This window comes from Microcoleus sp. Z1_B2 (genome assembly GCF_036700325.1).
Taxonomy (GTDB): Bacteria; Cyanobacteriota; Cyanobacteriia; order Cyanobacteriales; family Microcoleaceae; genus Microcoleus.
Genome location: NZ_JAUBOQ010000015.1, coordinates 111,587 through 136,808, shown reverse-complemented (window position 1 = coordinate 136,808; position 25,222 = coordinate 111,587). Strand labels below are relative to the sequence as shown.

The 25,222-nt window shown below is 45.8% G+C and carries 20 protein-coding genes; 13 read left to right on the top strand and 7 right to left on the bottom strand.

What is annotated here, in order from left to right:
• The first annotated feature begins 106 nt into the window (after positions 1-106).
• The gene (locus QT984_RS11430) at positions 107-2,104 is read left to right on the top strand and encodes a GAF domain-containing SpoIIE family protein phosphatase (protein ID WP_333054965.1); all 1,998 of its coding nucleotides are present in this window, start codon (positions 107-109) and stop codon (positions 2,102-2,104) included.
• Positions 2,105-2,502: 398 nt separating this feature from the next.
• Here QT984_RS11430 and QT984_RS11425 read toward each other — a convergent pair whose 3' ends face one another.
• The 3 genes from QT984_RS11425 to QT984_RS11415 form a co-directional block, all read right to left on the bottom strand.
• Positions 2,503-3,798: a dihydrolipoamide acetyltransferase family protein gene (locus QT984_RS11425; RefSeq protein WP_333055090.1), complete on the bottom strand. Its 1,296-nt coding sequence runs from the start codon at positions 3,796-3,798 to the stop codon at positions 2,503-2,505.
• 173 nt (positions 3,799-3,971) lie between these two features.
• Positions 3,972-4,412, bottom strand: a complete 441-nt coding sequence (locus QT984_RS11420) for a YlqD family protein (protein ID WP_333374030.1) — start codon at positions 4,410-4,412, stop codon at positions 3,972-3,974.
• Between the two features lie 154 nt (positions 4,413-4,566).
• A complete protein-coding gene (locus QT984_RS11415) occupies positions 4,567-6,516 on the bottom strand; it encodes a long-chain fatty acid--CoA ligase (protein ID WP_333054967.1) in 1,950 nt (649 codons plus the stop codon).
• A 135-nt stretch (positions 6,517-6,651) separates the two neighbouring features.
• Here QT984_RS11415 and QT984_RS11410 point away from each other — a divergent pair, with 135 nt between their 5' ends.
• Complete coding sequence (locus tag QT984_RS11410; RefSeq protein WP_333374028.1) at positions 6,652-7,647, top strand: leucine-rich repeat domain-containing protein; 996 nt, start codon at positions 6,652-6,654, stop codon at positions 7,645-7,647.
• An 8-nt stretch (positions 7,648-7,655) separates the two neighbouring features.
• On the opposite strand, the gene QT984_RS11405 is transcribed toward QT984_RS11410, so the two are convergent.
• The gene (locus QT984_RS11405; RefSeq protein ID WP_333054969.1) at positions 7,656-7,958 is read right to left on the bottom strand and encodes a UPF0175 family protein; all 303 of its coding nucleotides are present in this window, start codon (positions 7,956-7,958) and stop codon (positions 7,656-7,658) included.
• A gap of 468 nt (positions 7,959-8,426) precedes the next feature.
• The gene (locus tag QT984_RS11400; RefSeq protein ID WP_333054970.1) at positions 8,427-8,564 is read right to left on the bottom strand and encodes a hypothetical protein; all 138 of its coding nucleotides are present in this window, start codon (positions 8,562-8,564) and stop codon (positions 8,427-8,429) included.
• A gap of 779 nt (positions 8,565-9,343) precedes the next feature.
• On the opposite strand from QT984_RS11400, the gene QT984_RS11395 reads away from it, so the two are divergent.
• The 9 genes from QT984_RS11395 to QT984_RS11355 all read left to right on the top strand — a co-directional run bounded on the left by QT984_RS11395 (position 9,344) and on the right by QT984_RS11355 (position 19,429).
• Positions 9,344-12,511, top strand: a complete 3,168-nt coding sequence (locus QT984_RS11395; RefSeq protein WP_333374026.1) for a peptidase domain-containing ABC transporter — start codon at positions 9,344-9,346, stop codon at positions 12,509-12,511.
• Positions 12,512-12,537: 26 nt separating this feature from the next.
• Positions 12,538-12,720, top strand: a complete 183-nt coding sequence (locus tag QT984_RS11390; RefSeq protein WP_333374024.1) for a hypothetical protein — start codon at positions 12,538-12,540, stop codon at positions 12,718-12,720.
• The gene (locus QT984_RS11385; RefSeq protein ID WP_333374022.1) at positions 12,693-14,495 is read left to right on the top strand and encodes an HlyD family efflux transporter periplasmic adaptor subunit; all 1,803 of its coding nucleotides are present in this window, start codon (positions 12,693-12,695) and stop codon (positions 14,493-14,495) included. The genes QT984_RS11390 and QT984_RS11385 overlap by 28 nt, the downstream gene beginning before the upstream one ends.
• A 59-nt stretch (positions 14,496-14,554) precedes the next feature.
• On the top strand, positions 14,555-15,025 hold the full coding sequence (locus QT984_RS11380) for a HetP family heterocyst commitment protein (protein WP_333054976.1): 471 nt from the start codon (positions 14,555-14,557) through the stop codon (positions 15,023-15,025).
• A 723-nt stretch (positions 15,026-15,748) separates the two neighbouring features.
• Positions 15,749-16,009 carry a hypothetical protein gene (locus QT984_RS11375; RefSeq protein ID WP_333054977.1) on the top strand — a complete coding sequence of 87 codons (261 nt, stop codon included), beginning with the start codon at positions 15,749-15,751 and terminating at the stop codon, positions 16,007-16,009.
• Between the two features lie 109 nt (positions 16,010-16,118).
• Complete coding sequence (locus tag QT984_RS11370) at positions 16,119-16,379, top strand: hypothetical protein (RefSeq protein ID WP_333054978.1); 261 nt, start codon at positions 16,119-16,121, stop codon at positions 16,377-16,379.
• 128 nt (positions 16,380-16,507) lie between these two features.
• Positions 16,508-16,747 carry a hypothetical protein gene (locus QT984_RS11365; RefSeq protein WP_333054979.1) on the top strand — a complete coding sequence of 80 codons (240 nt, stop codon included), beginning with the start codon at positions 16,508-16,510 and terminating at the stop codon, positions 16,745-16,747.
• Between the two features lie 149 nt (positions 16,748-16,896).
• Positions 16,897-18,603 (top strand): hypothetical protein, encoded by a 1,707-nt coding sequence (locus QT984_RS11360; RefSeq protein WP_333374020.1) that lies wholly within the window; start codon positions 16,897-16,899, stop codon positions 18,601-18,603.
• An 85-nt stretch (positions 18,604-18,688) separates the two neighbouring features.
• On the top strand, positions 18,689-19,429 hold the full coding sequence (locus tag QT984_RS11355; RefSeq protein WP_333208756.1) for a peptidylprolyl isomerase: 741 nt from the start codon (positions 18,689-18,691) through the stop codon (positions 19,427-19,429).
• 609 nt (positions 19,430-20,038) lie between these two features.
• Here the strand turns inward: QT984_RS11355 and recQ are convergent.
• Positions 20,039-22,234 carry a DNA helicase RecQ gene (gene recQ / locus QT984_RS11350; protein ID WP_333054987.1) on the bottom strand — a complete coding sequence of 732 codons (2,196 nt, stop codon included), beginning with the start codon at positions 22,232-22,234 and terminating at the stop codon, positions 20,039-20,041.
• Between the two features lie 97 nt (positions 22,235-22,331).
• Between recQ and QT984_RS11345 the strand changes: the two genes are divergently transcribed.
• Complete coding sequence (locus tag QT984_RS11345) at positions 22,332-22,616, top strand: DUF427 domain-containing protein (RefSeq protein ID WP_333037862.1); 285 nt, start codon at positions 22,332-22,334, stop codon at positions 22,614-22,616.
• A 333-nt stretch (positions 22,617-22,949) separates the two neighbouring features.
• Here the strand turns inward: QT984_RS11345 and QT984_RS11340 are convergent, their stop codons facing one another.
• The gene (locus QT984_RS11340; RefSeq protein WP_333054988.1) at positions 22,950-23,615 is read right to left on the bottom strand and encodes an L-threonylcarbamoyladenylate synthase; all 666 of its coding nucleotides are present in this window, start codon (positions 23,613-23,615) and stop codon (positions 22,950-22,952) included.
• Between the two features lie 75 nt (positions 23,616-23,690).
• Here QT984_RS11340 and larC point away from each other — a divergent pair, with 75 nt between their 5' ends.
• Positions 23,691-25,127 (top strand): nickel pincer cofactor biosynthesis protein LarC, encoded by a 1,437-nt coding sequence (gene larC / locus QT984_RS11335; RefSeq protein ID WP_333374018.1) that lies wholly within the window; start codon positions 23,691-23,693, stop codon positions 25,125-25,127.
• The last annotated feature ends 95 nt before the right edge of the window (positions 25,128-25,222 follow it).

Sequence of the window (25,222 nt, the reverse complement as noted above, 5' to 3'; positions counted from 1 at the left end):
GGTTTTTAGCTGGCATTTTTGTATATATTGATTAAACTCATTTTTTATGATACCCTATTTAAAGGCACAACAGCTTATCTCTTATTTAAGAGAAGTAAAAAATTTTATGTGCTTATTCAGGGTTTATTATGCGAAAACTGTAGTTTGCTATTTATTTAAGCAATATGAAGAAGCTCTAGAATTTGCTAGGGAAGGGTTGAAATATTCAATTTACGTTCAATCAAATATTAGCTTTATTGAACATAGCTTTTACTATTGTCTGATTCTTTTAGCCCATTTTGAAGCAATTTCAGGAGAGGAAGAAAAGAAACAAAAATACCTTATTCAAGTCGAAGAAACTCAGAAAAGTATAAAAAATTGGGCGTTCCATTGCCCAATGAATCACCAGCATAAGTATGACTTAGTAGAGGCCGAAAAAGCCCGCGTCTTAGGGCAATCTTTCTCAGCAATGGAATATTACGACCTAGCGATAGATGGAGCCAAGGAAAATGGATACGTCCAGCACGAAGCCCTCGCCAATGAACTAGCAGCAGAATTCTATTTAGCATTAGGTCGTCAGAAAGTAGCGCGTACCTACATGATAGACGCTTACTATGCTTATATTCGCTGGGGAGCAAAGGCAAAAGTTAAAGATTTAGAAGAGCGCCATGCTGAATTACTCGCACCTATCGTCGGTAGGAAAAATAGCCTGACGAGTGGAAGAGACGAAACGATGGTTCAGAGCAGAACCACTGTCACTTCTACCAGTTCAGGTGCTGCAAACGAGCTGGATTTATCAACAATTATCAAAGCCTCCCAAGCGCTCTCAGGGGAAGTTAATTTAGATAAGTTACTCTCGAACTTGATGCAAGTCTTGCTGGAAAACGCGGGAGCAGAAAAGTTTTATTTTATCATACCTGACCCAGCAGGTAAGTGGACAATTGAAGCTCAATGTACGGGTGAACGATGTCAATTAATATCCAAGTCAGCGACTGAAAGTCAAGAGATTCCTATCTCCCTGGTTAATTATGTAGAACGCACGCAAGAAACTGTTGCGATCGATGATGCAACGAATAAAAGCAGGTTTGCCTCTGACCCGTATATTATTCAGCAGCGACCTAAATCTATTTTGTGTAGCCCCCTGATCAATCAAGGTAAGTTGGTAGGCATCTTATACCTAGAAAATAATTTAACAGCGGGGGCTTTTACGCGCGATCGCTTAGAAGTCCTCAACATCATTTCCGCCCAAGCTGCGATCTCCATCGAAAATGCCCGCCTCTATCAAACTTTAGAAGATAAAGTGCAACAACGCACCGCCCAACTCGCCCAAGCAAACCAGGAAATTAGCAGCCTCAATAACAAACTTAAAGCCGAAAACATCCGCCTCAGTGCTGAGTTAGAAGTCACCAAACGACTGCAACAAATGATCTTGCCCAAACAATCAGAACTAGATAAAATTAAAGGATTAGAAATAGCTGGATATATGGAACCTGCCGATGAAGTGGGTGGCGACTACTACGACGTACTAACCCAAAAAGATCGGGTAAAAATTACCATCGGCGATGTTACGGGACATGGTTTAGAAAGTGGCGTATTAATGATTATGGCGCAAACCGCCGTCCGCACTCTCCAAAAAATGAACGAAACCGATCCGGTGAAGTTTCTTGATGTGTTAAACCGCACCCTTTATGCCAATATCGAGCGCATCGACTCATCTAAAAACATGACCTTGGTTTTGTTAGATTATCAAGATAGTAACTTTACCATCAGCGGTCAACATGAAGAAATAATTGTAGTCCGTACTGATGGTAACATCGAACGGATCGATACAATCGAACTCGGCTTCCCTCTGGGATTAGAGGAAGATATTGCTGATTTTGTTTCCCAAGTTCAAGTGCATCTTAATCCAGGGGATGTAGTAGTGCTTTACACAGATGGAATTACCGAAGCTGTAAATATAAATAAAGTGTATTACGGCATAGAAAGATTGTGCCAAGTGACCAAAGAAAATCGCCACAAAACGGCTGAAGAAATTCGACAAGCAGTAATTGATCATCTGCTGCAACATATTGACAAACATAAAGTTTTTGACGACATTACGTTGGTAGTCCTAAAACAGAAATAACGCAAGTTTGTAATTGGTAATTAGTAATTGGTAATTGGTAAATTGTTTGAGCGTCCGACGATCGAAACCGACTTCACGCCCAACAATTTGGGAAATGGTGCGCGGACTCACGAAGGTGCGATCGAAAGCTGAGCGCTACGTCTGTGCTAAGTTGGGCGATCGGGCGAATTGGTATTAGAGCTAATCGCAGGTTGAACAGACAAAACTTGCACTTTCATCGTCTTAATGAGTAATATCAAATCCGTTGGTATCGGAATTATTCATCTCTCTCTTCTCTGACTCTGTGTCCTCTGCGGTCTCTGCGGTTAAATCATTCCAAAATTAGACATCTCATTAAAAGCTAAGTCTAAATCCCCCTTTCCTGCCAATAACAGTAAAAGGGAGATTTAGGACGATCGCTAAAGCGTCAAAGACTGAGGATTTGTCTCAATCAACTTCGCTAAATCTTGCAAGAAAGACGCAGCATCAGCACCGTAAATAATCCGGTGATCGCAAGTAATATTCACCTGCATTTGGCGCTTCACTCCCATCAAACCATCTTCATTAGCCACTACTTGCGGCCGCGAAGAGCCGATCGCCAAAATCGAGCCTTGATTCGGCGGCAAAATCGCGTCAAACTTGTCTACTCCAAACATTCCCAAATTGGAAAGAGTAAAAGTCCCCGTGCTGTATTCATCAGGCTTTAACTGCTTGGTGCGGGCGCGATCGACTAAATCCTTCCAAGTGCGGGAGAGCGAATAAATATCGAGGCGATCGGCATTTTGCAACACCGGCGTAATCAAACCACCGCCATCCATCGCCACCGCTACCGCCACATTAATATCAGCGCGGTATTGAATTCCCGACTCCACATAAGAAGCATTCAGCAGAGGATGTTTTTGTAAAGTTACAGCTACAGCCTTCGCCAGCATAGCCGTCATCGTGACGCCCTTCGACTTAATTTGTTTGTAGAGTTTGTCCAGATTATCAGTAGTAATTGTGTAACCGACGCGGAAAGAAGGCACGCTCAAACTTGCTTCCATATTCCGCACCACCGCATTTTGCAGCGCATTCATCGGTACTTTTTGGCCCGAAAGTGCGATCGCCGGGACTGGTGCGGGTGCGGGTTTGGCTGCTGCGGGGGCGGGTGCTGCAGATGCCGGTGCGGGTGCTGCGGGAACTGTTACCGCTTGCTGAACCGGAGCTGGTTGAGCTTTGCCGGCTGCTGCTTCCACATCCTCTGCGACAATGCGACCGTTGGGCCCGCTGCCTTTGATAGAATTCAAATCTACTTTAAACTCTTTGGCTAATTTGCGAGCGCGGGGAGAAACGACGCTGCGGCCGTTTTGGCGACTAACATTTTGCTGTAAACCTGCTGAGGATGTAGCTGCGCTGACAGGAGCGGGGCTGGGAGCCGGGGCTGCGGCTGCGGTTGGGGCGGCGGCTCCTTGCTGCTGAGCTGTGGCGATTTCGGCTTCCGTTTCTGCTACCAGGGCGATTGCCGCCCCCACCGGAGCAACTTCGCCCGCAGGTACGATAATTATTGCTAAATAGCCTTCGTAGAAAGACTCCACGTCCATGTCGGCTTTGTCGGATTCAACGACTACCACCGTTTCGCCTTTTTCTACTTTGTCTCCGGCGGATTTGACCCAGGAAACAATTTTGCCCTCTGTCATGGTAGAACTCAGGGCTGGCATGAAAACTTCGCGAATCATCTGTAAAAAGTCCTTTTGTGTTGGTAATAGGTAATCGGTATTTGGCAATTGAGCATTGGCGATCGGCCACCGGCAATACTTATTATTATGCCAGTGTCTCGCATTCTTGATGTGTGACTGTTGACTCAAAATCAATTGCCAATTACCGATCGCCAATTACCACTTACCAATTTCTAAATATCACCTCGAATTTCTTCGACTATGCCGTCGCGGAGGAGAATTTCTACTTGCATTTTTTGAATCAAGTTTTCTCCCATCCCGACAGTGAACGTGCCGTCAATTTGACCTTGACTCACTTCTTGTTCCAGGTCTAGCACCTGCACTTGCTGAAGCTGTTGCAGGTTTTGGTTTTTCTGTTCTAGCAGTTCGCTTTTTCTTTGATTCACCTGCACTTGAATGTTTTCTATTTGCTGCATTACTTGCGGGCCTGGGGGCTGCAAATTTGACTTTTGGATTTCTGAAATCATCCGCTGCCCTTGCATTTCTAACTGTTGTAGCTGAGAGTCTATTTGGTTGATTTGGGCTTGGAGTTGCTGTTGAGCTTCTTCTTTCCAGCGAGGAGTAACGACGACTTTAACGTTAATCGATCGCTTCAAGAGTAATTGTGGTTCCATAAAAAAGTTGTTGCTTGTCAATTAGGAATTAGGCATTAGTCATGAGTCATTAGTTGGTAAACCTGAACTAATGGCCCAGGACTGAGGACTCGGAATCGGGACTCGGGTGTTGGGATAATTTTTTCTTTTCCATTCCCCAAGTCCAGCGAATATTTCAAAACATCCCGTCAATCATATCGCGGTAGTGTTGCGTCACAACCGGGCGCTTAATTTTCAGGGTCTGGGTCAACATTCCATTCTCGATCGAAAATGGCTCCTGAATCAAGCGGAACGGGCCGATGCGATCGTCCGCGCGGTATCCAGGGCGATTTTGCACCTCTCGGTTCAATTCTTTGCGAAATAAATCTTGAATTGTCTTGCTATTCCAGTCAATTTCGTGTAAGGGGGGATTTTGAGTTTCTGCCCATTTCTGCACGGCTTCTGCATTGGGGACAATTAAGGCGCCGACGGATTTCTGGTCTTGACCTACTAGCATAATTTGGTCGATGTAGGGGCTGCGGACGCAGGCGTCTTCTATGGGCTGGGGTTCGATGTTTTCGCCGTTGGTGAGGACGATCGTATCTTTGGCCCGCCCGGTCAAGATTAAGTCGTTTCCCGGTGTCAGCCAGCCCAAATCCCCGGTGTCGAACCAGCCTTCGGAGTCGATCGCCTTGGCAGTCGCTTGGGGATTAAGATAATAACCTGCCATGATTTGCGGCCCGCGCGCCAATACTAAGCCGCGCTGGCCTGTGGGCAGTTGCTGTCTGGTTTCTGGGTCTACTATTTTAATTTCCGTATGGGCAATGGGCTGTCCTGCGGAACCTTTAAGATTGTGCCAAGGGCGGCGCACAGTTAAAACCGGCGAAGTTTCGGTTAAACCGTATCCCACCAACAAACCGATATTCGCTATTTCAAAGAAATTGTCTAAATGCGTTGCCAAAGAACCGCCGCCGCTAATTGCCCATTTTAAGCGTCCTCCCGTAGCTTCCCTGACTTTTTTGTAAACCAATTTTTCTGCCAGGCCGTGTACGGGCGACCACAGAATGCTTTTGATGCGGGCGATTAGTTTTTCGGAAGCAGAAGCCGGTTTCAAACTGAGAGTTAATCCTTGGGAAATGCGGCGGTTCTCGATGTATTGCTGGCTGGCAGATAACAGGAAATTCACCAATTTTTGTTTGTTAGGCGGCTGTTCCCGAAATTGCTTTTGTACGGCCTCATAAATCGATTCCCAGATGCGCGGAACGCTGACCATGTACTGGGGTTTGTAAGTTTTAAAGTCTTGTTTGAAATAGCGAATATTGGTGTAAATTTGCGTGCATCCTTGGGAAAGCAGGAAGTATTCGACGCTGCGTTCGTAGGCGTGCCAACTGGGCAGAATGCTGAGGACGCCGTCGCCGCCTTCGGGCTGGAGAATTGTGCCCAAGGTGTTGAGTTGGTGCAGCAGATTGCCGTGAGTCAGCATGACGCCTTTGGGTTTGCCGGTGGTGCCGCTGGTGTAGAGGAGGGTGGCGAGGGTTTGAGGCTTGTGGTTGGTGGGTTTGAGGGGACGGTTTGCCCCTGTGGTCATCACTTGGGAAAATTTGACTGTGCTTAGGGTTTGGCTGGTTTCCGGTTCTTCGTCGGAGAGGAGGACGATGAGTTGGATGGGCAAATCTGGGAGGCGGTGTTGCAGTTTTTTGAGTAATGCCAGGTTTTCGACTACCAAGGCGGTGCTGCCGCTGTCTTGGATGATGTACAGGAGTTCTTCGGGGTCGGCGGTGGCGCCTCGAACGGCGTTGGCGCCCCCGGCCATCATGATACCTTGGTCGGCTATCAGCCAGCGGGGACTGTTGTCTGCGAAGACGGCGACGCGGGGAGGGACTGCTTCTTCGGGATTTGGTTCGATGCCTAGGGCTTGGAGGCCGGCGGCGAATTGCTGGATTTGTTGGTACAGGTCGGTGTAGGTCAGCTTGATTTCTGGCTGGGTGTGGGGGTCGTGGAGGGCGACGGTTTGACCGAATTTTTGTTTGACGATCGCCCAAATTTCGGGTATCGATCGAATGGAACTGTAATCGATTAGCTTGCTGAGGTTCGCGCGTTCGCGATCTGCCATTTGAGATGATGCGTAAGATGCTGTGCTGTTCATAAGGTATTTTCCTGAGTTTGTGCAGATAAAGTTATTGGCTATAAGTTTAATATCACAGTTATTTTAGAACTATCTGGCAGTCTCGTGACAGTTTACCAACGTGCCATTGTCTATTCAGGAAATTAGAGGTACAAGATGATGAAACTTATAGTTGCACAGAAACACATAAATTTAGCAAGTTTGATAGTAGTTGCTTTGAGTGCGATCGTAGCATTATCTGGAACTAGCCTCGGAGTGAAGGCCGCAGAAGTGCGATCGGGAAACAGAACGTTTGCTGATTGGTGTCGCGAAAAAGCTTCCTTGAGTCCTGAAGTTAAACATACAGTAGAAGTGCTGTTGGAGAAAGCAGGAGCCACTGAGTGCGATGAAGCTAATCAGAAACTTTCGAGTCTCGCAAACCTCAGCCTCGAAAACAATAAAATCAGCGACATCAAACCCCTAGCATCCTTGACTAACCTGAGTGTACTATCCCTCGACAACAATCAAATTATAGACATTAAACCGCTAGCATCCTTGACTAACCTGAAAGGGCTGAGCTTGAACGACAATCAAATTATAGACATCAAACCGCTAGCATCCTTGACTAACCTGACTGAGATCCTCCTCAGCGACAATAAAATCAGCGACATCAAACCGCTAGAATCTTTGACTAATCTAACTTGGCTGTTCCTCAGCGACAATCAAATTATAGACATCAAACCGCTAGAATCCTTGACTAACCTGACTGTTCTCGGTCTCAAAAACAATCAAATCAAAGATATCAAACCGCTAGAATCATTGACTAAACTGACTAGGCTGTTCCTCAGCGACAATGAAATCAGCGACATCAAACCGCTAGAATCCTTGACTAACCTGACTGTTCTCGGTCTCAACACCAATAAAATCAGCGACATCAAACCCTTACAATCCTTGACTAAACTGGATTATCTCGATCTCGACAACAATAAAATCAGCGACATCAAACCCTTACAATTATTGACTAAATTGACTAAACTACACCTCACAAATAATCAAATCAGTGACATTAAATCTTTGCAATTTTTGACAGAATTGCGTGCTTTATATCTCAACGAAAATCCAATTTATCCCAAAACTTGTCCTCTCAAGCCAGAGTCTATCTGTAAGTGGTAACTCTAGAATTAAATGCTAAAACTTTCCCACAGTTCGGAAATAGGGTGTAATTTGCCTTCTTTAATTTGCTGGAGGGAGTTACAGAGGCTGGCTAAGACGAGTTCGGCAGGATCGTCATCGGGATCTGCGGGCGGGGGGACAATATGGCGACTGATTAATAGTTGGTAGAAGTCGTCCACAGACATTACAGCGAGTTGAGCGGCTTTATCGAGACTGAGGCTGTGCTGCTGATAAAGTACGATCGCCAATTCTATCCTCACATCGGCTTCAGTCAGGGGGAGATTGTCGGGAAGGTCGATCGTAATTTGCATGATTTATAGTACATTTTAATTTCAATTGTCTCTGAAGTGCGATCTTACAGATTCATTAAACTTTGATTCATTGTTTCTGCCTGTTCCTAACTTTTACAGCTATTGTGCAAAAGGCATTTGGGAAGTCGCAATGAGTAACGTGCAGGCTGCTCAATTACTAGCAGTTGCCTTGACTGAGCACAACTCAGGTGAAGCGGCATGAAATAGGGTGAATTCAACAACAGATGATAGGGCTAAGATGTGCCGAAAAGTACCCTTCCTCCCATCCCCAAAAGAATTTAACTCGATTGTGCGGCGGCAATCGCTGGGGAGCATCTCATATTTGTAAAAACACTTTTTCTGGCTCCTTCCTTCTTCCTTCTTCCTTCTTCCTCTTTTCTCCTGGCTCCTGACTCCTGACTCCTAACTCGAATTTCTAGCGGAGGGCGGCTTTCATTGAGATGCTCTCAATCGCTGGATTCTGCATAGTTAATTAGTCGCCACAAGTGTCTGGCATTGCATCACAGTAATTAACCGCGAAATCACCACCGTCAATCTTGGTTTCAACAGTGTCAGTAATTGAAAATACAAAGACTTGCCACCGCCCGTCGGGATGACAATCATCATATCCAGTTTTTGTAAAGCAGGTTCGACAATTTCCTGAGTTGGTTGTTGGATTCTACACTATTCCATGCTTTTGGAGAACCAATACACTGAGTGCGATCGCACAAAATTCGTTAAGCAGAGAAACCCATACTTTTAATCGGGGCTTAGACCGATAGTGATGGGTAGCGATAGTGATGGGTTTGGGCCCTCACAGAAGTCACCCCCAAATGGAAGACCGTTATCAATAGCAAAACTTTCCATCTTACTTTAATCCGTTACATACCCAGATTAGATGGTCAATTATTTGCTTGAATTACTGCTACAAATTAACAGCCATCAATATTTCTTTACAATCTTCGGAATCGGGACTTCACAAACAAGCGTCAAAAATTGATGGTTTTTGAATCCTGAATGTAAATTTGTGCGTATATATACGTATACCGGCCACAACAGTTGCCTTCGCAACTTCACACAATCTTCATAAATTTCCCGTATAATTACGGTTAGTTTATAAAGATTAGGTAAAGATTACCCTTGAAGGTAGCCAAAATCACGATTCTGTAAGTTAAACTGGGAGCCAGCCAAAACCACACTTACGTAATTAGCACAAAATCCTGAAAAAACGCAATTTTATATATCCTAAAGGCGTTGAAGGGATGCCGTAACCAAGGGGTGTTAGTCGGACATATCGACAAACAGTTTTTAAGCCAACTAAATTGCAACTAAACAAATAAAAATTGCTTATAACCGGGTTAGTTGTAATTCAAAAAAAATGAAACATTTTTTTGACAGGGTAAGTTATGAAAAAAAATTTAGGGGTTAAAAATCACATTTTTAAAACCCGAGAAGCCTTGGAAAATTTCCCGTCTATTCAGAAAATTTTCGAGGAAGTCGGTGCAGGATCGACAGTAGTGGCGAAATTAAATACAGCCTCTGAAATTTGCGAGTGTCAGATCGGGGATGAAATCACTCACTATCAAACATCAGATAGCAACAATTTCGTTGAAAAAGAACAGAGCGATTCCCTACGGGATAGCTTCGCTTCACGCAATTTTTATTTAGTTTGTGAGGGAAGAGTCAGGCTGCTAGCGGTAGAAGCGTCTCAACAGCAGGAAATTTCGGCGGTGGTACTGGAAGTCGGAGCAATATTTGGGACAGATAACCTATTTATTGAAAACGGACTGCCTTACAGGGCAATTGCAGCCGGCACTTGCCAAATCTGTCGAATTGCGGCAACCACAATGCAGCTTATTTTAGAAGAATCCCCGCAACTGCAACAGCACTTGCAGCAACAATTTCAAGAGCGACAGCGGTTAATATTTTTCAAGACACAAACAGATTTGCGATCGCTCCCTCCCCACCAACAACAGCTTCTGTGGCCCCACTTACTTCCTTACATAGAAGAAAGCCGAATTCCGGCCGGAGTTTCCCTCGCTGAGCATTGCCAAAACTCCAACAATCATTTTTGGCTCCGCAGCGGTCAAATTCAAGGTCAAGCACCGCCAATTCTCGGTAGTAAATGGGAACATTCAGATGTAAAGAGCGACTGGATAGCGGTAACAGACCTGATAATTTACCAGCTTAGCAGCGAACAGTGGGAAATCGCCAAAGCCCGAATTAGTTCCGAAAGTAATTCCCGCCCTAAAATCATCCGCAAACCTCCAATTTTAAGCTTGGTAACGCCGCCCCAAGATGCCAGATCTACCTCACAAACCGAGCCATCAAAATTAACCGCAGTTGCTCAGCAAAAACCCGCAGCCGGAATCATCAGCTTTCCCAAACCCAAGCAGCGGCGCTGGTTGAGCAGCCGACACCCATTCATTCAACAACAGAGCGCAGCAGATTGTGGAGCTACTTGCTTAGCCATGATTAGCGAATATTGGGGTAAAAAATTCAGCCTAAATTACTTGCGCGAATTGGCAGAAATCGGCCGCAGCGGCGCGTCGCTCAAAAGTCTGGCAAAAGCAGCGGAAAGGATGGGATTTCAAACCCGTCCTGTGCGAGCTTCTTTAACTCCGCTGCGAAATCAAAATCCCTGGATTGCTCACTGGCAAGGCAATCACTACGTGGCAGTTTATCGCTTTAAAAATCAACAGGTTTTAGTGGCCGATCCGGCGGCGGGCAAGCGGTGGATGAGCATTAAAAGTTTTACAGAAAATTGGACGGGGTACGCCCTAATTTTAGACCCAACAGCGGAACTATACCGCAATCACACTGCCGAACATCAAGGTATCAAACTTAAAAATTTTGTTGGCATAGTCTGGCCCTACCGCGCTGCGATCGCCCAAATTCTGATCCTCTCCTTGTTGCTCCAAATATTTGGTCTAGTTACTCCCCTATTTACCCAAGTAATTCTCGACCAAGTGGTTGTCAGCAAAAGCATAGTAACTCTGCACGTTTTTGCGATCGGACTGCTGCTGTTTAGTGTTTGGCGAACGCTGTTGGGTGCAACGAGACAGTATTTGCTGGATTATTTATCGAACCGCATTGACTTGACTTTAATTAGCGGCTTTATCAGTCACACTCTCAGTTTGCCGATCAAGTTTTTTGAATCTCGTCAGGTGGGCGATATCTTGACGCGGGTTCAGGAAAATCAAAAAATTCAGGCATTTTTGACTCGCCAAGCTATTACGACTTGGTTGGATGCTTTGATGGCTGTAGTTTACATCGGACTGATGGTTTACTATAACTGGCGTCTGGCGTTGTTGGTGCTAGCGTTGATTCCGCCGATCGTGATTTTGACTTTAGTGGCAACTCCGTTCCTGCGAAAAGTGTCGCGGGAGGTTTTTACCGAAAGTGCCAAGCAAAATTCATCTTTGGTGGAAATGATTACTGGGGTGGCGACGGTTAAGGCAACTGCTGCTGAGCGAGAAATGCGCTGGCGCTGGGAAGACCAATTAACCTGCATGATTAATGCTAAATTTCGCGGGCAGAAGTTGGCTAATTCTTTGCAGGCGATCGGGGGTGGGATTAATACTTTGGGCAGCACGGCTTTGCTGTGGTACGGGGCAATGCTGGTGATTCAAGACGAGTTGACGATCGGTCAATTTGTGGCTTTTAATATGATGATTGGGAGCGTAATTTCTCCTGTGCTTTCAGTGGTGGGACTTTGGGATGAGTTTCAAGAAGTGCTGGTTTCGATCGAGCGTTTGGATGATGTATTCTCTGCCCAACCTGAAGAAAGCCCTTACAAGCCAATGCTGGTGCTGCCTCGCATTCAGGGAAACGTTAAGTTTGACAATGTTTCTTTCCGTTATGCTCAGGATGAGGAACGCAATACGCTGCAAAATCTTTCCTTTGAGGTGCAAGCTGGAGAAACTGTGGCAATTGTCGGCCGCAGCGGTTCGGGTAAGAGCACTTTGGTAAAGCTGCTGCAAGGTTTCTATTATCCAGAAAAGGGGCGGCTGACAATTGACGGCCACGATATTCGGCACATTTCTTTGCAGTCGCTGCGAGTTCAGTTGGGTGTTGTTCCTCAAGATTGTTTCTTGTTTTCGGGAACGATTTTGGAAAATATTACGCTGTACAAAAACGGGCAGGGTGCTGATTCTACAAGTTTGGAAGAGGCGATAGAAGTGGCAAAGCTAGCAGAAGCTCATGCTTTTATTCAAGATATGCCGCTGGGTTATCAAACTCCTGTGGGGGAAAGGGGAACGAGTTTGTCTGGGGGCCAGCGACAACGAATTGCGATCGCCCGCGCTCTTTTGGGCGATCCCCGGATTTTGGTTTTGGATGAAGCAACTTCTTCGCTGGATACCGAATCTGAGCGCAGGTTTCAGCAAAATCTCGCCCGCATTAGTCGCGATCGCACTGCGTTTATTATCGCTCATCGGTTGTCTACGGTGCGTAATGCCGATCGAATTTTGGTTCTAGACAAAGGCATTTTAGCCGAACAAGGCAACCACGACGAATTGATGGCTGAACGCGGACTTTACTATCACCTCGCTCAGCAACAACTCGATATTTAAGTCATTAGTCATTAGTCATTAGTCAGTTGTCAGTTGTTAGTGGTTTGTTGTTATTAGCTAATGCCAACAGCCAACTACCAGCAGCCAACAGCGAACTGTCAACTTCCAACTGTCAACTGCCAACTGCCAAGAGCCAACAGTCAAGAGCCAACAGTCAACAGACTAATTTGGAGGAAATGCAATGTTTTCAGAAGATGTCAAAGAATTAGACCACGCTCCTAACGAAATAGGTGAAGTCTATGGGGGCGTAGCTTCTAGGCAAGAAAACGAACCCAGAAAAAAAGACCGCTCTTTAGAAGTAGTCGAATCTCAAAAGCGCTCCTCTCAAACTCATGACGGTATCAATATTGCCAAGTTACGGCAGCCTGATGCGAATAATTGGTCTACTTCTTTGCACTCGGTACTCGACCAGCCACCAGTATCTTTTCCGCAGCGGTTGATATTAGGAGGAATGGTTTTTTCCGTAGCTTTTGGAGCGTGGGCAACTTTGGGAAAAATTGACGAGGTTGGCCATGCTCAGGGCAAATTAGTTCCCAAAGGCGCTGTTTACAAAATTCACCCGACGGAGACGGGAAAAATTATTAACCTCGCTATCAAAGAAGGTCAAAAAATCAAAGCTGGACAATTATTAGCGGAATTAGACCCGTCGAATGCCCAGAGCGAGGTGGAGCGTCTTGAGAAAATTCTCGACGCTTATCGGATTCAATTGATGCAAGAGATGAGTTCGATCGAGAGAACTAAACTGGAAGTTGAAGCGAGCCAAGCTATTGCGGCTGCGGACAAGCGGGGGGCTGAAGCTGCGATCGCCCGTGCTCGCGCTTCAGCGGCCACCACGCAGTCTCAAATCGAGCAATTGCAAGCAGATGTAGTTTCTCAGCAAGCGCGGCAACAACAGCTCAAACCTCTGGAAAAGGATGTGCAAGACTTGCTCTCGCAACTGAATACAGATATTAACTCCCAGCAAGGGCGGCGCGATCAGGTGAAACCATTGCAACGCAAGACTCAAGAATTGCTCGCGCAATTGCAAGCAAAAGTAGCGGCTCACAAAGAGCGGATCGCGCGTCTCAAACCTTTGGTAGATGAAGGAGCACTGTCAAAAGACGTATTGTTTCAAGCTGAGGAAGCTCTGCGAGAAAGTGAAAATGCGGTGATTAGAAGCCAGTTGGGAGAGACAACTCAGGCTGACGATCGCGCCTTTGAAGTCGAGCAAACCGTGCGCGACAGGCAAAGTGCTGCCATCAGGAGTCAACTGTCTGATGCAACAGGGGTTAAGGAAAGGTTGTTTGAAGTCGAGCAAAATTTGCGCGATCGAACTAGCGCCATTTCTAGAACCCAAGGTGAATTAACTCAACAACTGGCAGAAGTCGATCGACTGCAAGCCGAAGCCGCCAGCAAACAAGCCGCAGCGCGCCAAATGCAGTTAGAAAAAGAGCAAAAAATTCAGCAGTTGGAAATGCAATTAAATCAAGTCAAATCCAAAATTGCCGAAACCCAAACCCTGCTCGATCAAGCAAAAAATCAGCTCAAACAAAGATTTCTCTACGCACCCGTCAGCGGAGTCATTTCCGCACTCAACGTTCACAACAAAGGCGAAGTAGTTCAACCGGGTCAAACTATTGCAGAAATGACTCCGAATCACGCTCCTCTGGTGCTGGAAGTGAGTTTGCCGAACCGAGAAGCGGGATTTGTCAAAACCGGAATGCCGGTGCAAGTCAAATTCGATGCTTTTCCTTATCAAAATTACGGCGTGATTCCGGGAAAAGTTTTATCTATTTCGCCGGATGCCAAAACAGACGAGCGATTGGGTGTTTTTTACCGGGTGGAAGTGAGTATGGATCGAGACTCAGTGAAAGCCAAAAACCAAACCTGGAAACTCAAAGCTGGCCAAACAGCTTCTGCGGAAATTGTCATTCGCCAGCGCAGCATAGCCGACATTTTGCTTGATCCTCTCAAGCAGCTACAAAAGGGCGGCATGAGTTTGTAGAACTTAGTTAAGTGGTTGTTGTCCTTTGTCACTCTTTATACACAAAACAGGATAAAATAATGAATTCCCAATTTCACCATTCTGCCAATCATTCCCAAGTTGGAATCAAACCAGAACAATTGGATGAGATAATTTCAGCCATCCTGGCAGGAAAGTATTCTTGGGCTTGTTTTTTACTTTTGCGGTGCACGGGTTACAACCCCCTCGACTATATCCCTTACCGTACTTCCAACCGCTTGCTTAAGGAAAACAGTCAAATCGGCAAGTCGAGTAAATCGGAAGCTAAGCCTGCATTGGGTAAAATTGCTGATTTAGATTATGTGGAAGTGGTGAGGGAAAAACGAGCCGGAGTTCGAGGGGGTTATGTAACAGAGGCTTTTACCGAGTTGCACTCAGATACCGCAGGTTTTGGACTTGAAGTCAAGGAAGGGCAATATCTCTCGATGCCGAAGGTTGAGTGTTTGCCAATTCCAAGTCAAGGATTTTTTGCGGGATTTAAGACGCGCTTGTTTAATTTGGCGGGTAAGTAATTTAGTCGAGAGATCGACAACCCGATTGCGGGCGTTGGGTGTACCAATTCTTTGGTTGACTCACCGCGGGCGATCGGGTTTTTGAGTGTCGAACATCCGCACTTCCGATAAATCTGCCAAAATGGCAACCTCGTGTGGCGATCGTACCTAATACTTTGTTAAGTAGGTCAACCTAAAAAAAGGGAATACCCAGATAAGCTGTTCGGCATTTAAAGGACTTGCGTAAGGTGCGTCAGCATCTAAGGTTTTCCGTTTCAGCGTAAGGGTTCACTCCTGACGCACCCTACTAGCCTCGTTACTGGTTTAAATGCTCCACAGCTTACCCGACTTCTTTAAGAAGTCGGGTATCTAAGATAATAACCTTTTACGTTGACTCAATCTCAAATCTCAAATCTCAAATCTCAAATCGGTTGACCTGTAATTCCTGCGGTTTAGCCTGGGCAGTCTTTATCTATACAAGTTATCAATTGAGCTAAATACTACAATCTTCCAGTCTCGTTAATAAACTCTAAAACGAGGCTGATTTTTGTATTTCAAAATACCTCGATTTTTTGTAGCTTTTGGACGAATAATTTACAAATATTCATGAATTTGAATTTACATTTTAATTTTCACAAATCTGCCAAATTGGCAACACAGCTCTAATTAGTCCAGATATATTAGGTACATCGAAAGCAAACAAGATTGCTTCGAGCAAGCACTTAACCAACAAGGGAAAAAACCATGATTATCTCTGACCTGAACCATGTCGAAGTTGTTTCCGAAGCAACCAGAATCGAAGGCGGTTTCACTGAATTTGATTTGATTGTCGGCCTAGTTTCATTCGGTTCATTCACTGCTGGCGTAGCAATTGGTAACGTAGCGGTAGCCGACGCTGGTGCCGATGCGATCGGTTATGGCTCATTTACCAAGGCTGCTACCAGCACATTTACGACTCCTTTTTCGAGTTCATCCGGTGCATTTTCCGTATCGGTTTCCGATTAAAAATTTGTCGCCAGTTGCTAGTTGAATAAGTCCGAACTGCTGGCAGCAAAACGATAGAATTACACAGTTTTTTAGTCAAACAAACCTGCAATAGTAAAGGCAAAAAACCATGATTATCTCTGATCTGAACCATGTAGAAGTTGTGTCCGAAGCAACCAGAATCGAAGGCGGTTTCACAGAATTTGATTTGATTGTCGGCAACGTTTCTTTCATTTCACTGACTGCTGGTCTAGCAATTGGTAACGTAGCTGTAGCCGACGCTGGTGCCGGTGCGATCGGTTATGGCTCATTTACCAAGGCTGCTACCAGCACATTTACGACTCCTTTTTCGAGTTCATCCGGTGCATTTTCTGTATCGGTTTCCGATTAGGAATTCAGTCGCCCGCTGCTAGTATAATTAAGTCCGCACTACTGGCAGCGGAACGATAAAATTACACATTTCTCAAGTCAAAAATACAGGCGTATCCAAGAATAATAATCAGATAAAGGTAAAAATCAATGAGAATTGAGGATTTGACATATTTGGATAAATTTTCTGACGAAGGCAATATTGTTGGCGGTTTTGCTTCAGTCGATATCAGTGTTTTTACCTCCGCGATCGGTGCATTCACCTCAACTGCTGCTAATTCTCAGTCTTGGGCAGTATCTTCGCCTTACGGTGGTTCTCTAGCGGTTGGTTACGGTCAGGTATTTGCGATCGCCTACACTCCCCCGTCATTTCCCAAGTTCCGAAACTAGATTCCGTGAATAATAGAAATTAAATAATTTTTATTATCTCGATAGGGTAATGAAATCAAAATAAAAATGTATAGCTCCATTGCTTTGACCCAGAGCAATCTTCAGTTGATTTATCCAGCTTAAAACAAATTTTAAGGAGATTAACAGCGATGCCTCAATTAGACGCATCTGCTCCTCCTACCCTAACGGTCGGTAGCAGCAGTCCAAGTGGCTCTAGCTTGTTAGCGGGTGGAACTGGTGCAAGTAATAGTGAACTTACTAACTATTCAGCATCTTCAGAACCAGCCCCAACAGCTAACATTTCTACTCCCAGCGAGGTTTCAGGAGGCAGCAGCAGTTCTGCCAAATCCACTTCATCCACTTCGGACAGCGGTGCAGGGAGTACAAGTAGTGCGACAGGTACTTCTCCAACGGGAGAATCTAGCAACAGCAGCCAAACAGTCTATACTCCGGGAGCCACCTCCAGCAGCGGTAGCGCTACAGCTACAGCCTCGGCGGGGGCTTCTCCGACGACAAGTGCCACAACTTCAGCCCCGGCAGCAACACCAACACCAACACCAACACCAGCACCAGCACCAGCACCAACACCTGCACCTGCACCTGCACCTGCACCTGCACCAGCACCTGCACCTGCACCAGCACCTGCACCGTTAGGAGACAGCAGCGGTGCCAGCAGCAGCGCGACAGCGACTTCTCCGACAGGGAACAGCAGCAGCAGCAGCAGCACTCAGACAGCATCGACTCCCGGCGACACTTCTAGCAGTGCGAGCGCCTCAGCTAGCAGCGGTTTAGATACTCCGCCAACTACTAGCGCCACAGCACCTGCACCTGAACCAGCACCAACACCTGCGCCCTCAGAGAGTAGCAGTTCGAGCGAAACGAGCTCGATCGCCAATAATCAAGGCGTTACTAACAACAGCAGCGCGACAGTAACTTCCCCCGCAGGCAGTAGCACTAGCACTCAGACAGCCTATACTCCGGGAGCTACTTCTGGGAGTGCAGAAGCAACCGCTGCTACAGGCGCTCCACCAACAACTAACATCGCAACACCAGCGCCAACACCAACACCAGCGCCAACACCAGCGCCAACACCGCCAACACCCTCAAATAATCAGGATGCGGGTACGGGTGGTGGTGGCAGTAGCGCGATCGCTTCTAATCCGACAGATAACAGTAACAGCAATAATTCGATCGCACTTCCCGGTAACAATGCCAACAGCAATGCTGAGACAACGCCGCCTCCAGAAATGATCGCCCCAGAAAACTATCCTGACGCATTAACTATCAGCTATGACAGCAATGGCGACGGATATTGGCTCGGCACCAACGAGAGCGATGTGATTACTGGCGATAGCGGGAGCGATCGAATTTTTGCAGGAAGCGGCGACGATATTGTCACAGGTAACAAAGGTGATGATGCGATTCATGGAGGCGATGGCAACGACACTTTGCGGGGAGGAAAAGGTCAAGATTTGCTGATTGGTGACAACGGCGACGATTTTCTTTGCGGCGACTTCGGCACCGATACATTGATTGGAGGTAGCGGCGCTGATACCTTTGCCTTTAGATCCGAAACAGCGAGTGCAGCAGCTAATCCATTGTTAGCCGATCGAGTCGTTGATTTCAATTTCGCTCAAGGCGATCGAATTGGGCTGACAGGGGGACTTTCGGTAACAGACTTGACACTCGTCGCGTTTGATACTGACGGTGACGGTACGACAGACGCCACTCTGCTTAAGTTTAGTTCAAATAATGGCGATCGAATTTTAGCTGTTGTTTTGGGAACAGTTAACGCAGCGGGTGCAACAACTTTGAGCAATGCTGATTTTATTAGTTTGCCAAATGACATCTTGTAGCTAACCCTTAACCGTTAACCCCAACTACCCCGCAGGAATCTTCGGGGGATGAAGTTAATAAATTCATATAGGTTGAGAGAGAAAGATGAAAGACTTTTACGGGCCAATGATTGAAGCAAGTGAAATCATCGAACTACTCAAACAAGAGATGCAATTAAAAACATTTAGTCAAAAGGTTTTGCATAAAAAAGTTATTGAGAAAGCAGCCAAGGAACGGGAGTTAACTGTGACTCCAGACGAAATTCAAGCTGTGGGCGACCAACTCCGCCGCGAGAAGCGTTTGGAGAAAGCGGCGGACACGATTGCTTGGCTGGTCGATCAGATGATTTCTGTAGAAGATTTAGAGGCCGGGATTCGCGATCGGCTTCTCAGCCAAAAACTAGCCGAACACTTATTCAGCAAAGAAGTAGAAAAGATTTTTGTTCAAAACAAATTGCAATTCGACCAAATAATTCTTTATCAAATAATTGTTGCCAACCCCCAGCTTGCTCAGGAACTATTTTATCAAATTCAAGAAGGAGAAATCAGCTTTTTCGATGCTGCTCACCTTTACGATATTGACGAAAATCGTCGGCATATATGCGGTTGCGAAGGCAAGGTTTATCGGTGGGGTTTAAAACCAGACATAGCCGTCGCCGTATTTAGCGCTCAACCCGGAGAAGTAATTCGTCCAATTGAAACAGAACTAGGATATCACTTGTTTCTGGTTGAAAAGTTTCTCCCAGCGGAATTAACCCCTGAACGGTATCAAGAAATTTTGCACAATCTGTTTAACGAATGGCTGGCTAACGAAGTCAACCATTTATTGTACACTTCTAAAGTGTAGAAACTTAATTTCTCGCCGTCAAAAACCCCTATATATAATTTTGCCAAAACAAAGTACAATGCTAAAACTTAGGGTACTTCTGGGTGAAGAGAGAGACTTAATATCGTTTCCGGCTGCATCAATATTATTCAATCCTTGGGGCTGTGCGTGAGTGTAAACAGTCTCATGCTTGTGCATTTAAATATTCCTCCCTCTCACGCACTCTACTACTTAGATAAAAACTGGTTTTACGAGGTACTTATAGCTCAATAAGGTTCAGTTAAAAAGGTATTTTATCGCCCTAGCAGCTCACGAAAATTGAGAACAAAAGAAAGTCTCGGCGATAGCTTCTGGATTGCTTCGTACCCTCGCAACTGCGCGAATCATAGCGAACAATGACACACTTAGCTAACCCAAGCTTACTGACTTATAGCCCTCTTAAAATCACTTGTTAAATTTAAGTTTTGCCCACCCCCTATACGCCAGCTAGCAAAGCCAAATGAAAAAAATATATCTGTTAAAAACGCCACTCTAATATATTATCCCAAAAGCTACTTTTTGCATTCTCATTTTTCCCTCCTCTCTATTAATTATCTGCGTCCATCAGCGTACATCTGCCTACATCTGCGGTTAAAAACCGACATAATTTTGCCGCCACCAAGCCCGCACAAACTTAATTTCCTCAAACGTATAACGTTCTTCCAGAAAATCATAAATTGCTCTCAGTTTTTCATCCCCCATAACTTCAATAGCGTACACTATCGCCTGCTGGCGTTCCGATTCAACCAACAAATTTATATCAACTTCCCGGCCCATTTCCATCAATTCTATCAGATGCCCAGAAATAGTATTAGGACTCATACCCCGCGCATTAGCTATTCCTTGAACTGTCAAACCTTGTCGGTATAATTCCCAAGTTTGCATCTGCGAATAAGACGCAACGTTGGAAAGATTTGGAAGATTAGCGACATCAGAAGATGCAGCACCACTTGGCAATCCTTGTTCTTGGCAAAAAGTGCGAATCGCCTCCAAGAAAACCTTACCGTACTTATCTCGCTTGTTGCTACCAACGCCGTAAACTTCCTCGAATTCTCTGAGATTTTGCGGGCGTTTTTCTGCCATATCTCGCAAGCTTTTATCGGCAAAAACTACGTAAGGTGGCACAAATTGTTCGTCGGCAATTTGTTTGCGTAGTGTCCGCAGTATGCTAAATAAAGCTTCTACTTCTACTGCCAAAGACCGAACTTTCGCCTGTACTTCCCGTTGGGGTTCAATGGCGATTTCAACTGTGCGCTGACGTTTCATAATTTCCCAACTTTTTTCATTCAGTTTCAAAATGGGAAATCCGTCTGTTCTTTCCTCTAAAAAACCTTGATTTAACAGGGAACGACTCAATTTTTTCCAATCGTCTGCACTTCTATCTTTGCCAATTCCGTAAGTAGAAAGTTTGTGGTGCTGGTATTGCAATACTTTTTGATTTTTGGAACCGCGCAGCACGTCAATAATGTGATTCATGCCGAATTTTTCTTGGCATCTGGCGACGCAAGAAAGAAATTTCATTGCCTCAATCGTCCAATCTTCTACGGGTTTTTGGTTGCAACAGTTATCGCAAGTACCGCAGTTTCCGGGGAATGAATCGCCAAAATAACTTAACTGGATTGTGCGACGGCACTCGGTGGATTCTGCATAGTTGATTACTCGACGCAACTGTTGGCGGGCAATTCGTTGTTCTTGCGGGTCAGGTTTTTGCTCGATGATGTAGTCGATCATTTTGACATCGCCGTAGCCGAAAAATAAGCTGCAATGGGCGGGTTCGTTGTCTCGGCCTGCGCGGCCGGATTCTTGATAGTATCCTTCGAGATTCTTGGGTAAGTCGTAGTGAATTACAAACCTCACGTCTGGTTTGTTGATGCCCATACCGAAGGCTATTGTGGCTACCATTACTTGCACGTCGTCGCGAATGAAGCGGGTTTGATTGGTGGCGCGATCGACATCGTTCATGCCGGCGTGGTATGGTAAGGCTTGGATGCCACTTTGTTGCAATTTATAGGCAACTTCGTCAACTTTTTTGCGGCTGAGGCAATAGATAATTCCCGAACCGCCTTTTTTTTGGATGATTTGCAAAACTTCGGCAAAACTGTGTTTGGTTTTGGGGCGAACTTCGTAGTATAAATTGGGGCGGTTGAAGCTGGCGACGTGGATGTAGGGATTTCGCAGAGTTAGCTGCTGGATGATGTCTTGGCGGACGCGCTCGGTGGCGGTGGCGGTTAGTCCCATAATGGGAATGTCGGGATATCGATCGCGCACTCGCTGCATTTGCCTGTATTCTGGTCGAAAGTCGTGCCCCCATTCCGAAACGCAGTGGGCTTCGTCGATCGCAAATGCCGAAATTCCTAACTTATTTGCTACTATATCTAAAAACGGTAAAAATCTCTCACCGAGCAAGCGTTCGGGTGCAACGTAGAGCAATTTAATCTTACCTTCGAGAATTGCTGTTTCGCGCGATCGGGTTTCCTGAGAGCTCAAAGTGCTGTTGAGAAAAGTCGCCCCAATTCCATTATCCTGCAAAGCCTCCACCTGGTCTTGCATCAGAGCAATTAACGGCGAAACAACCACTGTCAATCCCGGTTTCAACAGTGCCGGTAATTGAAAACACAAAGACTTGCCACCGCCCGTCGGCATGACAATCATCATATCCCGTTTTTGTAAAGCAGCTTCGACAATTTCCTGCTGTCCCGGACGGAAAGAGTCATAGCCAAAAAAATGTTTAAGAGCTTGTTCCAGGGACAGTGGCACAGAAGATATTGGCGGATGAGACGCTGGCATTTGCAGTAGTTGGTTGTTGGCTTCTCAACTATTCTATGCCTTTTGAGCACAAATACAGTTACAATAATTGAGAATCTCAATTTAACCAGAAAAACTGATGCCGAAAGCAATTTGGAATGGTGCCGTTTTGGCCGAGAGCGACAAGTGCGAAATTGTAGACAACAACTATTATTTCCCCGCCGATGCCATCAACCGTGAGTATTTCAAAGACAGCAGCACTCACACTACTTGCGGTTGGAAAGGTGTTGCTAGTTACTACAATGTCGAAGTCGGCGGACAAGTTAATAAAGATGCTGCTTGGTACTATCCAACTCCAAAAGATGCTGCTAAAAATATTGCCGGATATATTGCTTTTTGGAAAGGAGTTAAGGTAGAGGCTTAGGTTTTTTCCGCAGGTTTGTTAGCTGGCGATTCCGACAGGCCGCCAGGGAATTAATTCCCTGGCTCATAGCTGAAGTCGTCTTAAGACGACTGTGGAAATTAGGGAGGAATAACATAAGTTGCGATGAGTTCAAATAGAAATAATATCTAATATCTACTGATAGCGATTGCTCCTATGATAATTGTCAATCCTTTAAAATATAGGACAGAGCTTAATTAAATTCAATACCATAACCGCTATATTTAACAGTCCTCTTTGAGAGGACTTTCGCTCTCTCGACGGGGGTTTTGAACCCCCGGCGGACTGTTGGAGAAGCGAAAGCATCCTCAAAGTTTAATCGTTTTCCCAAACGGCGACAGCTTCCGAACCCAAACCACGGCGAACAACAATCGGTTCGCTTTGTGTCAAATCGAGAATGGTAGAAACTTGATATCCCGGATCGGAACCGTCATCGACAATGATATCTACTAACTTTGAAAAACAATCAAAAAGTTCAGCTTTGCCAAAACTTTCTGCTTTTTCTGCTGGCACCGGTGCAGCACCTTCATCATCGGTGGTAATGTGAGCGGATGTTGAAATAATTGGATTTCCCAAGGCTTCCAACATGGTAAAACAAAGCCGCTGGTCTGGAACGCGAATTCCCGTGGTTTTGCGCTTTGGGCTCATTACCAACCGTGGCACTAACTTGGTAGCTGGCAGCAGAAATGTATAAGGCCCTGGTATTAACCGCTTGATAATTCTGTATGCTTCATCGCTGACTGTAGCATAGTCGGTGATATTTGATAGAGAGGAACACAGGAACGTTAAAGGCTTATCATTGGATAGTTGCTTGATCTGCCTGACTCGTTCTACAGCAGACTTGGAGTTGAGATCGCAGCCGATCGCGTAAACTGTATCTGTCGGATAAAGCATCACGGCCCCATCTTTTAGAGCTTTGTTAATTTTCTCGATCCGGTCTCTTTGGGGTGCAACTGGATGCACTTCGTAAATAGTTGCCATGTTAAGATATTGCAGGCTAAGTGGGCGATCGAAATATCGAGTGAAACAATCAATGCTAAAAATTAATTGTTAACAATGAATAAAATAGCTTATTTTGACTGTCCAACCGGCATTGCTGGCGATATGTGCATCGGAGCTCTTGTCCACGCTGGCGTTCCTTTAGAATACCTAATCGAAAAACTCAATTTGCTCGGCATTTCGACAGAGTACCAGTTGCGGACGGAATTAGTCCACCGGAATACTCAACAAGCCACTAAATTTTATGTCGATTTAGCTGCGGATTTGTCGTTAAAACCAGAAAATCCCGCTACCGAACTCGATCCCTCGGAAACCGAATCCCCGACTTTTGACGCCCGCCACCACCATCATCACGGGGAAGAACATTCTCACAGTCACGGCGAAGCAGAGGCCGAAATTAGCCACAGTCATCACCGCAATTTACCCGAAATTGAGCAAATCATCGTCTCTGCAAAATTGCCTCCGCGCGTGGAAGCCGGGAGTTTGGCCGTATTTCGCAAATTAGCAGAGGCAGAAGGTGCCGTACACGGTATCCCCGCCAGCGAGGTTCACTTTCACGAGGTGGGGGCGACGGATGCAATTATTGATATTGTGGGTACTTGTTTGGGTTTGGATTGGTTGGATATTGAGGAGTTTTACTTTTCGGCGATGCCGACTGGTGGCGGTACGGTGAAGGCGGCCCACGGCCGATTAGCGGTGCCGACGCCGGCGGTGATGCGGTTGTGGGAAACGCACCGAGTGCCGGTTTATAGCAATGGGATCGATCGCGAATTGTGCACTCCTACGGGAACTGCGATCGCCTGTACTCTCGCCGCTGGTTTCGGCCCGCCACCGTCGATGCAAGTTCAGGCGATCGGTTTGGGTGCAGGTTCTCGAAACCTGGCAATTCCTAATATTTTGCGCCTCTGGATTGGGGAGAAGTCAGAAGGAAGTTCGGCAACGGATTCTGTAACGGATGTAACGGATGTCAGAAAGAGGGCAGAAGGAAGAGGGAAGTTTTTAAACAATACTCAATTCCCAATTACGGATTCCCAATTACCAATTACCAATTCCATAGAAACTATTACGGTACTGGAAACGCAAATTGATGATTTGAGTCCGCAGGCGATCGGCTATGTTTTTGATGCTTTGTTTGCCGCCGGAGCTCTGGATGTTTTTACTGCCCCAATTGTGATGAAAAAGTCGCGGCTTGGGGTTTTGTTAACTGCCATTTGTCATCCAGAATTTGAGGATGCTTGCGAAGCTGTGATCTTTCGCGAGACTACTACTTTGGGAATTAGGCGATCGACTCAACAGAGAACTATTTTGCACCGAGAAATCCAGACTGTTCAAACAGAATACGGCGAAGTCAAGATCAAAGTGGCGAAGTCTGGACAAACGATTGTTAATGTACAGCCGGAATACGAAGATTGCGCGGAAATTGCCAGACTTAAAAATATTAGCTGGCGGGAAGTTCACCGCTTGGCGCTGCAAAGTTGGTACGATCGCACTTAATCAATTACAGTGACTTACATGAGGAATTTAGTCCCTGACGGGCTGACAATCAGTCAGACCCAGCAGGCTTGAGGAATATCTAAATCAGAGGAATC